General features: G+C 42.5%; 12 protein-coding genes. 11 read left to right on the top strand and 1 reads right to left on the bottom strand.

Annotation, left to right across the window (positions count from 1 at the left end):
• Nucleotides 1-143: 143 nt before the first annotated feature.
• Nucleotides 144-650 carry a macro domain-containing protein gene (locus tag QNM18_RS02580; RefSeq protein WP_284136225.1) on the top strand — a complete coding sequence of 169 codons (507 nt, stop codon included), beginning with the start codon at nucleotides 144-146 and terminating at the stop codon, nucleotides 648-650.
• 125 nt (nucleotides 651-775) lie between these two features.
• Nucleotides 776-1,459 carry an alkylmercury lyase family protein gene (locus QNM18_RS02575; RefSeq protein WP_211009339.1) on the top strand — a complete coding sequence of 228 codons (684 nt, stop codon included), beginning with the start codon at nucleotides 776-778 and terminating at the stop codon, nucleotides 1,457-1,459.
• A 79-nt stretch (nucleotides 1,460-1,538) separates the two neighbouring features.
• Here QNM18_RS02575 and QNM18_RS02570 read toward each other — a convergent pair whose 3' ends face one another.
• Nucleotides 1,539-2,741: an endonuclease/exonuclease/phosphatase family protein gene (locus QNM18_RS02570; RefSeq protein ID WP_284136224.1), complete on the bottom strand. Its 1,203-nt coding sequence runs from the start codon at nucleotides 2,739-2,741 to the stop codon at nucleotides 1,539-1,541.
• Nucleotides 2,742-2,976: 235 nt separating this feature from the next.
• On the opposite strand from QNM18_RS02570, the gene QNM18_RS02565 reads away from it, so the two are divergent.
• The 9 genes from QNM18_RS02565 to QNM18_RS02525 all read left to right on the top strand — a co-directional run bounded on the left by QNM18_RS02565 (nucleotide 2,977) and on the right by QNM18_RS02525 (nucleotide 13,636).
• Nucleotides 2,977-3,534: a GNAT family N-acetyltransferase gene (locus QNM18_RS02565; RefSeq protein WP_284136223.1), complete on the top strand. Its 558-nt coding sequence runs from the start codon at nucleotides 2,977-2,979 to the stop codon at nucleotides 3,532-3,534.
• 78 nt (nucleotides 3,535-3,612) lie between these two features.
• Entirely contained in the window at nucleotides 3,613-4,020 is a 408-nt protein-coding gene (locus QNM18_RS02560) for a VOC family protein (RefSeq protein WP_284136222.1), read from the top strand.
• A 221-nt stretch (nucleotides 4,021-4,241) separates the two neighbouring features.
• Complete coding sequence (locus QNM18_RS02555) at nucleotides 4,242-4,592, top strand: hypothetical protein (protein WP_284136221.1); 351 nt, start codon at nucleotides 4,242-4,244, stop codon at nucleotides 4,590-4,592.
• A 68-nt stretch (nucleotides 4,593-4,660) separates the two neighbouring features.
• Nucleotides 4,661-5,257, top strand: a complete 597-nt coding sequence (locus QNM18_RS02550) for a hypothetical protein (RefSeq protein WP_211009344.1) — start codon at nucleotides 4,661-4,663, stop codon at nucleotides 5,255-5,257.
• Nucleotides 5,257-6,372: an efflux RND transporter periplasmic adaptor subunit gene (locus QNM18_RS02545; protein WP_284136220.1), complete on the top strand. Its 1,116-nt coding sequence runs from the start codon at nucleotides 5,257-5,259 to the stop codon at nucleotides 6,370-6,372. The genes QNM18_RS02550 and QNM18_RS02545 overlap by 1 nt, the downstream gene beginning before the upstream one ends.
• A gap of 7 nt (nucleotides 6,373-6,379) precedes the next feature.
• Nucleotides 6,380-9,487 carry an efflux RND transporter permease subunit gene (locus QNM18_RS02540; RefSeq protein WP_284136219.1) on the top strand — a complete coding sequence of 1,036 codons (3,108 nt, stop codon included), beginning with the start codon at nucleotides 6,380-6,382 and terminating at the stop codon, nucleotides 9,485-9,487.
• 78 nt (nucleotides 9,488-9,565) lie between these two features.
• On the top strand, nucleotides 9,566-9,940 hold the full coding sequence (locus tag QNM18_RS02535) for a hypothetical protein (RefSeq protein ID WP_284136218.1): 375 nt from the start codon (nucleotides 9,566-9,568) through the stop codon (nucleotides 9,938-9,940).
• A 313-nt stretch (nucleotides 9,941-10,253) separates the two neighbouring features.
• Entirely contained in the window at nucleotides 10,254-12,221 is a 1,968-nt protein-coding gene (locus QNM18_RS02530) for a pyridoxal phosphate-dependent decarboxylase family protein (RefSeq protein ID WP_284136217.1), read from the top strand.
• 149 nt (nucleotides 12,222-12,370) lie between these two features.
• Complete coding sequence (locus QNM18_RS02525) at nucleotides 12,371-13,636, top strand: hypothetical protein (protein ID WP_284136216.1); 1,266 nt, start codon at nucleotides 12,371-12,373, stop codon at nucleotides 13,634-13,636.
• Nucleotides 13,637-13,703 lie beyond the last annotated feature (67 nt).

Here is a 13,703-nt window from a genome sequence, read left to right as displayed (position 1 = left end):
TGATGAAACGTCGACAGTACTTTTTGAACCAAACGAATGGTATCGTGTTGTAAGAAATAACCAGTCGATAGGTTGGATTACCGATTATACGGTCAGGGCAGCGCGTTAAGTTTAGATTGAAATAGAAATGTGAGGTTAGGTGTTTGAAACTAGACGGCAATATAGAATTAATCATAGGAGATATTACTTCCTCTGAAGCCGATGCCATTGTGAATGCTGCTAACCCCAAAATGTTGGGTGGCGGCGGAGTTGATGGCGCAATTCACCGGGCCGCAGGCGCTGGATTGCTGGATGCATGCCGAAAAGTTAAAGCAGTCAATGGTATTCGATGTCCGTTTGGTGAAGCTCGAATCACGAGTGCGGGAAATTTACGGTCAAAATATGTGATCCATGCAGCAGGACCCATATACAGAAACGAACAAACCCCAGCGAGTGTACTTGAGTCAGCTTATCGCAGTGCATGTGAGTTAGCGATAAAAAACGGCTGCCATTCAGTGGCTTTTCCAGCAATATCATGTGGCGCATATGGTTACCCATATGAAGAGGCTGCCCAAATAGCAGTTCATACTTGCCGCCAATATCCACAGCTGTATGTGACATTTTATCTAATTGATAAAGCGTTGGCGGACGTATTTCGAAGTGTCATCTGAAGTCATTGGTATGTGTTTTCATGAGGCTCTAGTGAGGAGTAAATCTGGACTATATTTTATACTCGATAAGCTGGTAGGCGAATTTTATGAACCGGTTTTTCCGGTAGGCACGTTGTGAGAGAGCAATGAATTTAAACACTGCAAGTTTGCATTACTACATTATAAAGCACTTTGTTGAGTTTACGACAGCACCAAAGATAGAGAAGCTGGCTAACGCTTTTGGCGTCACAAGGCAGGATGTGATTGATGCACTCAAAATGCTACAAGATGATCATGGCGTTGTATTACACCCCGTGTCCAGTGAGATATGGGTAATGCACCCTTTTTCAGCTGCGCCAACTAATTTTTGGATTCAAGCCGGTCAAAATGGCTGGTGGGGAAATTGTGCTTGGTGCGCATTGGGGGCGGCTGCACTTCTAGATCGTGACTTGACGATCACCACAACTTTGGGCAGTGAATCAAAGCAAGTGAACATCGAAATTAAAGGTGGGAATGTTATCAATGATGACTTATATATTCATTTTCCAATCCCAATGGAAAAAGCATGGGACAATGTGATTTACACATGTAGCACGATGCTGATGTTTGAATCAAATTCTGCTATCGAACAGTGGTGCGCGCGCCACGGGTTGGCACAAGGCGATGTACAGCCGATAAGTCATATCTGGGAGTTTTCCAAAGTGTGGTACGGCAATCACCTCAATTCTGATTGGGCAAAATGGTCTGTTGCCGAAGCTGCCGAGATATTTGAGCAGTTTAATCTTACAGGCCCAATTTGGCACTTGCCTGTGGGCCCAGACCGATTTTAACTTTTGTCGTTATTGGACAATAGGTCATAAGTAATAAAACCTAGCTGATTGGGTCGGCCCAATCAGCGGTTTGCAAAGTCTACTTTGAACAGATTGATGACAAAGCGATATCAACCCAAACTAATCGATGGTCTGATGAGGCTGCTCTATCGGCAACAAGCTCAATGCCTTGTTCATCTGTTGCGGGCCAGAAAACCCCGCTATTGACCACTGCTAAATTACTAGACGGCAGCACATAGTCTGCTCTCATTCCCCAGTGCGCAGTGTGTGTGGCTGCATTTAGATTTTGCGGTTTATTCAGCTTTCCGCCTCTAGATTCAGGGGCAGCATAATTATTGACTCTCTGGTGTGTCAGCAATTGTCTTATGGCGTTTGGATGAGCGTCTCCATCTACATCACTGGCATTTAAGTCGCCTAGAATAACAAACGACTGATTGCTAATACCGCCGGTTATACCTGCGTCGTCATATATGTAGCTATTCCCTGAGTCAGAAATATAGTCTTTCCAAAGTCTAAGCTCATCGTGATTTCTTTTTCCATTTCTATCTTCAGGACCATCGAACACTGGCGGAGTAGGGTGGCTTGCTAACACGTTGAGCTGTTTATCGCATACTCTCACGGGAATATCCCAATGCGATTTAGAGGAAAGTCTCATGATTTCACTTTCTGACTTGGCGTACCAATTACTGCCGTCTTGGTATGTAGGCATTAAGTTGTCAGGCATATCTTTCCACAAAAACTTTTGGAAAGTACGTACTTGGTTTGAGTTTATAGGATACTTTGACAGCACTACCATGCCGTATTGGCCAGGATATTTACCAAAGCCATAGTGCGTTAATTTACTGTCTTGTCCAGTCAACGGTGTTTTGACCCCCGTATTAACTGGTGCAAGGTATACGTGTGGGTAAGTTATTGGCTCAAAACCATTTTGAGAGACTTCTAAATATTGCTGCTTAAACAAGTTAATCCCAAGTTCGGGGTTGGCAATATAGTCAAACTCATTTAATAAAATAATGTCAGGGCGAGTTTGTTGAATGATCTGTGCGATATTGTTGATTTGCTGCACTTCACCACTTTTCAGAGCGTTAGTCAGCACATTCCCTGATGTATCTAGCTTGTCTTCAATCTGGTAATTGGTTGCTTCCATACTTACATTGAACGTTGCGACTCTCATGGTCTTATGCTCTTCGGGCTGTGTATTGCCCAGCTGGCTTGATGTTTGTTGACAGCCTGTGCCCAGCAGGGTCGCTGTTAAAATAATAGATAATAGTGATGGTTTCATTACTAACCTAGTGAAATATGTTATTGCCCATAGTCTACAGCTTTGTGAATAAAAGAGGGTTTAAAAGTATGTTAATTATTTGATTTGATAAATTATTCATAATATTAGTGTAACTACTTCACAAATGCCCTTTGACTTGTTAGTTTTTTTATGGGGACAAACGAATCTACGGTCGCTTTAGATTAAATACGGGTTCTTTTTTGTATTTTTGGTGCTATCAACAAGGAGAAAAATTGTGGTTAAACTCGAGGTAAGATGTGGGTTAAGTGTTAAGTTACTTGATATTTCAGATGCGCAAACGCTGTTTTCTTTAGTCGAGGCAAATAGGTCTTACCTAAAAGAGTGGCTTCCTTGGCTCGATTTAACTAATTCTCACCTAGATTCAGAAGCTTTTATACAATCAACACATCAACAGTATCATGATGGCCTTGGTATTATGGGCGGAATATATAGTGATAATTCGCTGGTAGGGATGTGTGGCTATCATCCAATTGATAAAATCAACCGCTGTGCCAACATTGGGTATTGGTTAGCAGAGAAGTCGCAGGGACAAGGCATAGCGACGACGTGTGTTGCTTACCTTGTGGATTATGCGTTTACTGAATTGCAATTGGATCAGGTCTCTTTGTCAATTGCGGAGCACAATTATAGAAGTCAGGCGATTGCGACACGCTTGGGGTTGAGCCGCAAAGGTATTAAACGAGATGCAGAGTATTTGTACGACCATTTTGTGAACCATATTTGCTATTCAGTGAATCGTACTCATTGGCTGGAGCGCAAGGCAATCGATTAGCAAACCGAGCAAATGGGATACGCTTTTTTTGTAAGGTAATTTAAGGTTACACTTGGCTTTTTAATATTGGACACCGTTATGTCAAAAATTACACAGCAGCAAATTGGCAGCGTGGCCCTCGTTGTTGATAACTACGATGATGCTATTGATTTTTATACGAAAAAGTTACAGTTTACCTTGGTGGAAGATACAGAATTAGGAGGAGGGAAGCGCTGGGTTCAAGTGTCGCCTCCTAACTCGAACGGCGCTAATTTACTCTTAGCCCAAGCAAGCTCTGAAGAGCAAAAGTTGGCTGTGGGCAATCAAAGCGGCGGGCGTGTTTTTTTGTTTTTACACACCAACGACTTTTGGCGCGATTATGAGTTGATGAAAAAAAATGGTGTTTTATTTAATGAAGAGCCACGAGTGGAAGAGTACGGTACCGTGGTTGTTTTCCAAGATCTATACGGAAATAAGTGGGATTTATTGCAATTGAATCAAAGCTAAATTAACTCAATAAAGATGCAGGTGTAATGGCTATTCTGGTTTCTATCATACCTGCATAGCCAACACCGCCGCCTATTTAAAAAGGGGGCTGAAGGCAGTTTATCAGCCATTAAAATAAAATAGGTGTATTTACATTCAAGCTAAAAATCCGCTATTTATAAATTGAGCTTTAGCAAATTCAATGCTAGCATCAAAAAGAATTTAAACTTATCGTTCAACTAATGCGTCAACTTATTCTCATATTTATCATGTTTTGCGTTCTGAGTACTCAGGTATTCGGAAGCGTTGTGCATGAAGGGGAGCATAAGTCATTAGGTGATGAACATAGTTTACTCCATGAAATAGGACAACCGCACAGTCATGAACATGAAGATGACGGTGAATTTACCCTTTCGTTCACAAAAGAAGCAGTAGAGCACATTAACCAAGATTTGGAGTGCTGTATTACTGCTATTGTCGAAGTTTCTCAAGTTACAGAGCCTGAAATTAAACCAACTGGCCCGATTGTCTCGCTAAGTGCTAATTGGTCACCCCCTTTTCTAAAACATACGACACCGCCCCCTAAGGTTTAATCCAAAAATACATTGTTACGGTCAGTGCATATTCGCTCTGGCTGGTTTTGTCGTTTACTGGATTTATTATGTTTTTAAAAATATTTTTGCTGCAAAATTGGCAGCCGACGGCGTATAGATTGCTATTCGCTGTATTTTCATCGCTATTTTTTCTATCTGGTGTTTATGCATCACCGGGAGCACACGGTCCAAATGGAGAGCATTTAGATACCACAAAGCAAGTTTTGGTTTCCAATATACCTAAGTTTGAAAGTTTCACTGAAACGTTTGAGCTTGTTGGGGAGTTATCAGAGAACCAGCTGCTCATTTACCTTCATGATTTTAAATCAAACGCCCCAATTCCGGGGGCTTCGATAGAAATAGAGCTTGGGGACCTAAGTGCCAGCGCCACGTACTCTGCGCAAATGAATGCTTACAGCCTAAGCAACGAGGCTATAGTCACTTTACTGAATCAGCGCGGAACACATGAAATAGTGCTGACAATCATGACAGAAGATCTTGGTGACCTGTTAGTTGCATACCTTGAAAACGAAGCGCCTCTCATGGTGAAAGAAAATCACAACACAGCACATCACCATGAAACGCCTTGGTGGAGTATTGCTATTGGGTTAATGGTGTTTGTCATCGGTTTTTGGATTGGTCGTCAATTTAAGGAGCGTAAATAATGAAACTAAAACACGCTTTATTGTGCGCATTTTTCTTGCAAGCTGGACATGTAATGGCTTCACCCGGTGCCCATGGCCCTAATGGCGAACACCTAGATCAGAAAGCTAGTCGCGCAGATGGTGGGCTTGGCCGACAATCAGATGGTTCAGTCATTATGCCAATGAAACATCAGGCATTGCTCAATATTAGAACCCACTTTGCAACAGAATCTATGGCGGACAAGCACGTTCGTTTAGATGCGATTGTAAAGCCTCACCCAGCTGGTTACGCCAAAATTCAATCTAGTCGTGATGGTCGTTTGGATGCACCAGAAGCGGGGATTTTGCCAAGTGGCAGCAAAGTAGTCGCAGGTGATGTGTTGGGGCTTGTTCGATATCAAGATACCGATTACGAGCTTGCTAGCCAAACCAGTGAGTTAATTGCGATTCGAAATCGTATAGAGCAAACCAAGCGTGACGTGAGCCGTTTAAAGAAACTGGGTGAACTGGCATCTAAACAAGCTTTAGAGCAGCTAGAAACCGAGTTATTGAGTTTAACGCAACAGTCACGCGCCTTGCAAAAAGGTCTCGAGAAACCCGAAGTGTTAATTTCACCTGTTTCAGGCGTTTTGATTAACCACGCAGTCTCTCGCGGACAATGGGTGGAAGCGGGGCAAACGCTGTTTGAAGTAATCTCACCTGAGCAGCTCATTGTTGAAGCGAGTACTAATGACAGTCATTTACCTGCGATATTATCAACCGCTAAGGCAATAACGCACCCTGCGCTTAACTTTAACTATATTGGTCACACTCCTGTGCGTGTAAATGGATTGATACATGTAAACTTTGAACTTGAAAAAGCCGCAGAGGCTCCGGCGCTTTTAGTTAACCAACGAATTACGATTCAAGCTCCTATAAATGAGCAACAGCGCGGCATAGTATTACCTTCTGATGCTATTGTTCGCAGTCAAAACAACTTGCCACAAGTGTGGATAAAACTCTCGGCTGAACGGTTTTTACCTCAATTGGTTAAATATGAAAATTTACAGCCGGGTTTTGTGTTGGTAACTCAAGGATTAGGTGCAGACAACCGAGTCGTGGTAACCGGTGCGTCGTTACTTAACCAAGTGAGGTAAGCCAATCATGTTTAATGTCTTAGTGAAAACGAGCCTAAAGCATCGACTGGTGGTTTTGCTTATTGCTTTTGTGATGATGACTTACGGAGTTATACAAGGGCAAAAGTTGCCTGTCGATGTCTTTCCCAACTTGAATAAACCGGTTGTTACCGTGCTGACTGAAGCTGGAGGAATGGCACCTGAAGAAGTTGAGCAACTGGTTACATTTCCATTGGAAAATTTACTCAATGGTGTCACAGGGGTGACGCGTATTCGTTCCACCTCTGGGATCGGGTTATCCATCATTTATGTTGAATTCGAGTGGGATACGGATATCTATCGAAATCGGCAGTTGGTTTCGGAGCGTCTGGATTTGGCATCAGAGCAACTTCCTAACGGGATCAGTTCAGTTATGGGGCCTGTATCGTCTATCATGGGAGAAGTGATGTTAATCGCTTTACCCATTAATGAGCCTGGCAGTATAAATGCAATGGCGGCGCGAGAATACGCTGACTTCGTATTGCGCCCAAGACTATTGTCGATCCCGGGTATTTCTCAAGTCATCCCCATTGGAGGGCAAGTTCGCCAGCTTAGAGTTGCGCCAGATACTGTGCGAATGCGCCAATTTGATATCGATGTAGATACCCTTAAACGTGCACTGGAAGACTTTGCTGCGAATTTTGGCGGCGGTTTTATCGACTTGAATAATCAGGAGTACTTGATCCGACATCAAGGTCGAACTCTCGATGAAAGTCATCTACAAAACATGGCGGTTGGGTGGCAAGCAGGGCGTCCAATTGTACTTTCACAAGTAGCAACAGTAAGTTACGCGGAAGCCGAAAAACGGGGGGATGGCGGCTTCAATGGCAAACCCGCAGTGATCGTCAATATTCAAAAGCAGCCTAGTGCTGATACTGTGCAGCTGACAAAACAAATTGAATCAGCATTAGCGGAGCTAAACTCTGGATTACCTGCTGGTTTGGCTGCTCCACAAGTACTCTTTAGGCAAGCGGACTTTATCCAATCCTCAATTGATAACGTCACCGAAGCCTTGCGAGATGGTGCCATTATGGTAACTATCATCTTGTTTCTATTTTTACTCTCGGTAAAAACCACGGCCATATCACTGCTTGCTATCCCATTGTCGTTGGCTTTAACAGTCCTTGTATTCCAGTGGGTGGGGCAAAGTATTAATGTGATGACCTTGGGAGGGCTTGCGATTGCAATTGGTGAATTGGTGGATGATTCTGTTGTAGATGTTGAGAATATTCTCAGGCGTCTTAAGCTAAATGCACAATCACAAGAACCAAAACCGATCTTTAATGTAGTTTGGCAAGCGAGTGTTGAGGTGCGGTCGGGTATTGTATATGCAACAGCGATAGTGATTCTGGTATTTCTTCCTCTATTTGCCTTACCGGGTATAGAGGGGCGGTTATTTTCCCCGCTTGGTTTGGCTTATATCGTTGCGATTCTCGGGTCACTTCTGGTGTCAATGACTGTTACGCCAGTACTGTGTTACTACTTGCTGCCAAAATCCAAAGTGATCCATCAAGGAGATAGCTGGTTAGTGACGCAGCTGAAGTATATGCAAAGCCTATGGATAGAGTGGGCACTACCTAAGTCAACCCAGTTCATTGCCATAGCAGGTTTAGTCGCGGTGATCTCAGCTGCCAGTATTACTCAGTTTCCACGCGCTTTTTTACCTAAATTTAATGAAGGGTCATTGGTGCTTGGTGTCATTTTTGAGCCGGGCACTTCGCTCGAAGAATCAAACAAGATGGGACATTTAGCCGAGGCGATTTTGTTGTCAGTACCCGAAGTTACGCAAGTAGGTAGGCGAACAGGTCGGGCTGAGTTAGATGAGCATGCCGAAGGAGTACATTCTTCGGAAATTGATGTCGATCTTATTTCATCTGCGCGCAGCCGCGAAGAAGTACTGGCAGAAATTCGTGAGAAATTGTCAGTGCTGCCAGGGCAAGTTGCAATTGGCCAACCGATCTCACACCGACTCGATCATTTACTATCAGGTGTCAGGGCACAGCTGGCGATAAAGCTTTTTGGTGATGATTTAGAAGCTTTGAGAATAAGTGCGCAAGCCTTAAGTAAGAAGCTAGAGTCTGTTCCCGGCTTAGTGGATATTAATATTGAAAAGCAAGTATTAATTCCTCAGCTTAGCGTGCGTATAAAGTATCAACAGCTAGCAAAGTATGGACTGACACCCGGTGCAGCACTGCGGCAGTTAAGTGTTTTAACCGAAGGCACACACGTAACAGACGTGATTGATGGGGTAAAACGTTTTGCTTTGGTACTGCGCTTAGATGATACGAGCCGAACACCACAAGCGCTTGCGAACACTCTAATTGACTCGCCTGCGGGAGCCATTCCCATATCCTATATTGCTGATATTCAACTGCTTGATGGGCCTAACCAAGTGCTCAGAGAAAATGGCCGTCGTCGCCTTGTGCTCTATGCTAATAGTGAAAATGTGGATGTAAAAGCATTGATGGTTGCTATACGAGAGGTTGTTGAAAATCATGCGCTACCAGATGATAGTTTTGCGAGCTTAGAAGGACAATTTTTGGCCCAAGAACAAGCAATGCGGCTGCTCATCGGTCTGTCAGCCTTGTCATTTGTGCTGATTTTTTTAGTTTTGTATTTACGTTATCAGTCTTGGGCTTTTGCAGCCATTATCATGTGTAGTCTGCCTATGGCATTAATTGGTGCAGTAACAGCCATGTGGCTTACCTCTACGTCACTGTCGGTTGCGTCAGTGGTGGGCTTTATAACACTGACAGGCATCGCGGCACGCAATGGCATTTTAAAAATAAGCCATTACCTTAATTTAATTCGGTTTGAAGGAGAGTCATTTGATAAGGCACTGATTATAAGAGGAGCAAAAGAGCGTTTGTCTCCAGTTTTAATGACTTCCATGGTCACGGCATTTGCTCTAATTCCACTGTTGTGGGCGGCGGATCAACCAGGGAAGGAAATACTTCACCCAGTGGCCATTGTAATTTTTTCTGGGCTGATAAGTTCGACCTTGTTGGATACTTTACTGACTCCATTGCTGTATTGGAAGTTTGGTAAAAAACCCACAAAAGCGTGGCTTAGAAACAATTCAAACGAGTTGGTTTAAATAGGTTAGTGCAGCAACACCTATATAACCACCAAGTTTGCTGCTTTTAATTATTAATAAAACTATGAGAACTAAAATATGAAAACATCAATTTTAATCGTTATTTTGCTTGCATTAAAAGCCCTTGTATTTGCACCGTCGGCCAATGCACATGGAAGCACTCAGCCACTTCACGGGGGCGTAGTTAAAGTAGAACATGAAATGGTCTTTGAGCTAGTCCGCGAGGAAGCGGCTACAAGCCTGTACTTGCGCGATCACGGTAAACCTTACCCAGCAGCTAAGGTTACCGGCTCGGTAACTGTGCTTGCTGATGGCAAAAAGTTTGACGCTATATTAACTTCAGCTGGAGACAATAAGTTGACAGCCGCGGTAAGTATTCCAGATGGCGCAAAAGTTCTGGTCAAAGTAAAAGAAACCGGACACCACTCTGTAACGGTGCGTTTTACTTTTTAAGTAAATAGTATTGGAATACCTAGAAGCTTCTTCGAGGTATTCCAAAACCATGTGCTATTAAAAACGAATATTTGTTTAAAACTTGTTCTACCTCAAATTAACTTTCAATATATATCACTTCTGTAACTTTCTGATTAATAACACAGTCTACGAAACGTATTCTATATGGAGCCAAATTGGGTATTGCCATTGAGTTGGCGACTGGGTTTTTGGCAACGCATAAGTGTAACAGCGTGTTGGAGTAGCGGCGCAAAGGTAGTCAGGCATACTCCGGTATGCTGATTTATTTTTATCTAGATTTGAGTAAATTAATATGGATATACGCCTTTTCTCTCCTTATTTCCTTGGTTCTTATGGTGAAAACAATCATGAATTTGAAGATATATTTTTAGAATTTTTCCGTGATCATGTTTATTGGCGGCGCAGTTTTCACCCAGAAGATTTGCCACCGATTTCAATTCTTGAAAAACAATCCTCTCACTACCTTGAAACCATGGCTAAAACTAAACAGGAGCTGCATAAACTCAGTGCGGCTCTAAAGCAGTCAGTGCCATTTTCAAATCCTCGATATATTGGCCATATGGCATCAGATGTGTTGTTACCAGGTATGTTGGGGCAATTTATAACAGCTTTGTATAACCCAAACAATGTAACCGAAGAAGCTGCGCCCGTTACAGTTAAAATGGAGCTTGAAGTTGGTAATAACCTAGCGGCTATGTTTGGCTACAATTTGGATCCTAATAATGGCTCGGTTGCATGGGGACATTTGACCTCGGGTGGCACTGTGGCTAACTATCAGAGCCTTTGGATGTTTCGCTCTGTTAAGTACTATCCACTTGCCGTAAAACGCTGTGGCGAGCTGGCTGATATTGACTTTATTGATGGAAAAGGGCGCTCATTGCATTATATGTCAACATGGGATTTGATGAACCTCTCAATAGATGAAGTGATACAAGTGCGCGTGAACTGTTTGAATCAACTCAAAGCGATGGGGGACGACAAATACGATGAACTTATCCAACTACTAAGAGAGCAGCGCATTGAACATCAAGGGCATATCGACTTCTTCGAGCAGCATAAAGAGTTAAAACAACCTGTAGTGTTAGTCCCAGCAACAGCTCATTACTCTTGGGTAAAAGCGATGAAAATACTCGGGATCGGCAGTAAAAATTTATGGCATGTACCAACTGACGAAAAAATGCGACTTGATCCTGAGGCACTGAGATTACTATTACTCAAAGCAAAGTCTGAAAATCGAACGGTATTGGCCGTAATAGGTGTATTGGGAACAACAGAATTCGGCACAGTAGATCCCATTTCCGATATTGTCACCTTACGCGAGGAAATGATCCGTGATGAGTCGCTTAATTACTATATTCACATAGACGCCGCATGGGGTGGGTATTTATCTTCTGTATTTAGAAATGAAGAGAACAATCTGCGTTCACACGATGAAGTCAAAGCCGGATTTGAGCATTTTCCGTCTGCCAAAGTGTACGATGCCTTTGCAGCACTGAAAGATACAGATTCAATCACCGTTGACCCGCACAAGCTAGGTTACATGCCTTATGGTAGTGGTGCATTTATAGCCAGAAATAAGAATATGTGTGGATTTGTTGTGCAAGAAGCCGCTTATGTTTTTGATAAAAAGAACCGCTTTGTGGAGCCTGAGCCAAAACTAAACCAACTCGGGCAGTATATAATGGAAGGTTCTAAACCGGGAGCGGCCGCAGCTGCCAGCTATGTTGCGCAAAATGTTTTGCCATTGAATGCCGAGCAGTTTGGCAAATTACCTGCCAGTACGATACGGACGACCGAAGTGTTTTACCACAAAATATCAGAATTGAGTGACAAGCTAAAAGGCAAGGCAACGCTCATCACTCCGATGGAGCCTGACACGAATTTGATTTGTTTGGCGATAAACCCTGCTGGAAATACCAGTACTCGGGTATTGAATGATTTTACCCGTAAGGTATTCGAGCATATAAAAATTGAGAAAACGACTCCCTTGTTTAACAAAGAGTTTATTGGTTCATACACCTCTATTTTTAGAAAAAATATCGATGACTCAGTGGCGCAAAGTTTGTGCAGTAAATTGGGGTTAGACTCAGGCTCTTTTGTAACTGATATTGAAAAGGCTGAATATCAAGACAACGCATTGTTTGTATTACGTCATACACTAATGAATCCTTGGTTGTCAGATGATAAAAATGGTGAAACCTATTTAGATATGTATCTAACTTACCTAGAGGAAACAATTTTAAGGTTGATTGAGCAGTAAATCAGATTGACCTTTGTCGGACTGCGGCCTGTTACCCACACAAGCACACAGTCCTAAAAAATGGGCTTAATCAGTTTTTCGTTCTTGGTATCTCAAGAGTATAAAAATTGAGTAGTGTACCCAGTTTTATATTTTCATAAGGAGAAAAAATGAAAAAAATGTGTTTTGGAATATTACTTTTAATTTTGTCTGGTCATGTTTTTGCAAAAAACATAGCGTACTTGTGCGCTGATCCAGACTTCAAAAAAGGGCATGAGTACAGAGAAGTTGCCTTAAGAAAACTAATTGCTGATAGAAGTGTTGATGCGATACAAATTTGCTGGGCACAAATAGGTCTAACAGAACCGCTTTGGATCAATAGACCCCTAGAGATCATGGGGGTAGGTGAAAATACACGCATATATGCCAAAACTAAATTTGCAGACAATGCGGCGATGATTAAATTCACACACAATGCCAGTGGCAGCAAAGTTTACAATATGCTTATTGATGGTAGGTCGCGGGCAGCGAAAGGAATAGAGGCCATTGGCTTAAATGGATTTACGGTAGAGAGGGCCTCTATCCGAAACTTTTTAGGCACGAATTTTAAAAACGGATCTGTTGGTCATTACACTGAGATTTACCCAGCACGTGCGATCCAAATCAAAAATAGTGGCAATATTGATATTCTATTCAATACCATAGAAAACATTGGAGGATATGATACAAGTGCTGATAAGTACTTCGATGGCACGAGTTTGGTTGGAAAAATTCATTTAGCACATAGAGGGATTGTGATTTATGGCTCTTTCATTGGGTCAGTCAATGTAACTGGCAATACCATTAACAATGTATTTGGTTATTTAGATGCAGATGCGATTCATTTACAGGATATACATTGCAACACAGCTTGTTATCCCGGCGTTGTGACCAACAATACGATAAATAACTTTGGTAAAAGGGCCATAAAAATCCAAACAGGTAATATTACCGTTCATCGTAACAGGATCATGTCGAGTGGGTTGAGTGACTCTGTAAATAATAAAACAATTGGTACAACCGGGGCAGCGATATCGTCATATTGTCTTATTTACCCTTGCGAAGGGAATGTTATTTCTAACAATACCATTGATTTACAAAGAGCCTTTAGAGGGATACAAGCGAGAGGCCCTCATTTTATAGGCAATAATCAAGTAACGATCCGCAGTAGCCACAAAACAGGTAGAGGTCACCCGACCTATGAGTTTTCGATGCAGCTATATGGCGGCATGACGCATTTTGCATCTAACCGTATTGTTGGAAGTGCAAAGAATCCGCACTTTGGCACGACGAACTACGCCGATGGTTATTGTGTGAAAAATGTACCGCTAACCGACATCGGGGATATTAAATACGACTGTGATGCTCGTTTACCTGCTTCGGTAATTATTAGGTAGTTACTCATACCGCTCATTGTGAGCCTCTTTGGGGCTCACACCTATGGAGTATAATTTTCAAATTTAT

Source organism: Pseudoalteromonas obscura (assembly GCF_030135505.1).
GTDB lineage: Bacteria > Pseudomonadota > Gammaproteobacteria > Enterobacterales > Alteromonadaceae > Pseudoalteromonas > Pseudoalteromonas obscura.
This window is presented reverse-complemented; position numbering and strand designations above follow the sequence as displayed.

Excerpts from the sequence above, each read along its gene's own strand:
- QNM18_RS02540 (WP_284136219.1), top strand. The coding sequence starts at position 6,380 with ATGTTTAATGTCTTAGTGAAAACGAGCCTAAAGCATCGACTGGTGGTT.
- QNM18_RS02570 (WP_284136224.1), bottom strand. The coding sequence starts at position 2,741 with ATGAAACCATCACTATTATCTATTATTTTAACAGCGACCCTGCTGGGC.
- QNM18_RS02555 (WP_284136221.1), top strand. The coding sequence starts at position 4,242 with ATGCGTCAACTTATTCTCATATTTATCATGTTTTGCGTTCTGAGTACT.
- QNM18_RS02575 (WP_211009339.1), top strand. The coding sequence starts at position 776 with ATGAATTTAAACACTGCAAGTTTGCATTACTACATTATAAAGCACTTT.
- QNM18_RS02535 (WP_284136218.1), top strand. The coding sequence starts at position 9,566 with ATGAAAACATCAATTTTAATCGTTATTTTGCTTGCATTAAAAGCCCTT.
- QNM18_RS02525 (WP_284136216.1), top strand. The coding sequence starts at position 12,371 with ATGAAAAAAATGTGTTTTGGAATATTACTTTTAATTTTGTCTGGTCAT.
- QNM18_RS02550 (WP_211009344.1), top strand. The coding sequence starts at position 4,661 with ATGTTTTTAAAAATATTTTTGCTGCAAAATTGGCAGCCGACGGCGTAT.
- QNM18_RS02530 (WP_284136217.1), top strand. The coding sequence starts at position 10,254 with ATGGATATACGCCTTTTCTCTCCTTATTTCCTTGGTTCTTATGGTGAA.
- QNM18_RS02545 (WP_284136220.1), top strand. The coding sequence starts at position 5,257 with ATGAAACTAAAACACGCTTTATTGTGCGCATTTTTCTTGCAAGCTGGA.
- QNM18_RS02560 (WP_284136222.1), top strand. The coding sequence starts at position 3,613 with ATGTCAAAAATTACACAGCAGCAAATTGGCAGCGTGGCCCTCGTTGTT.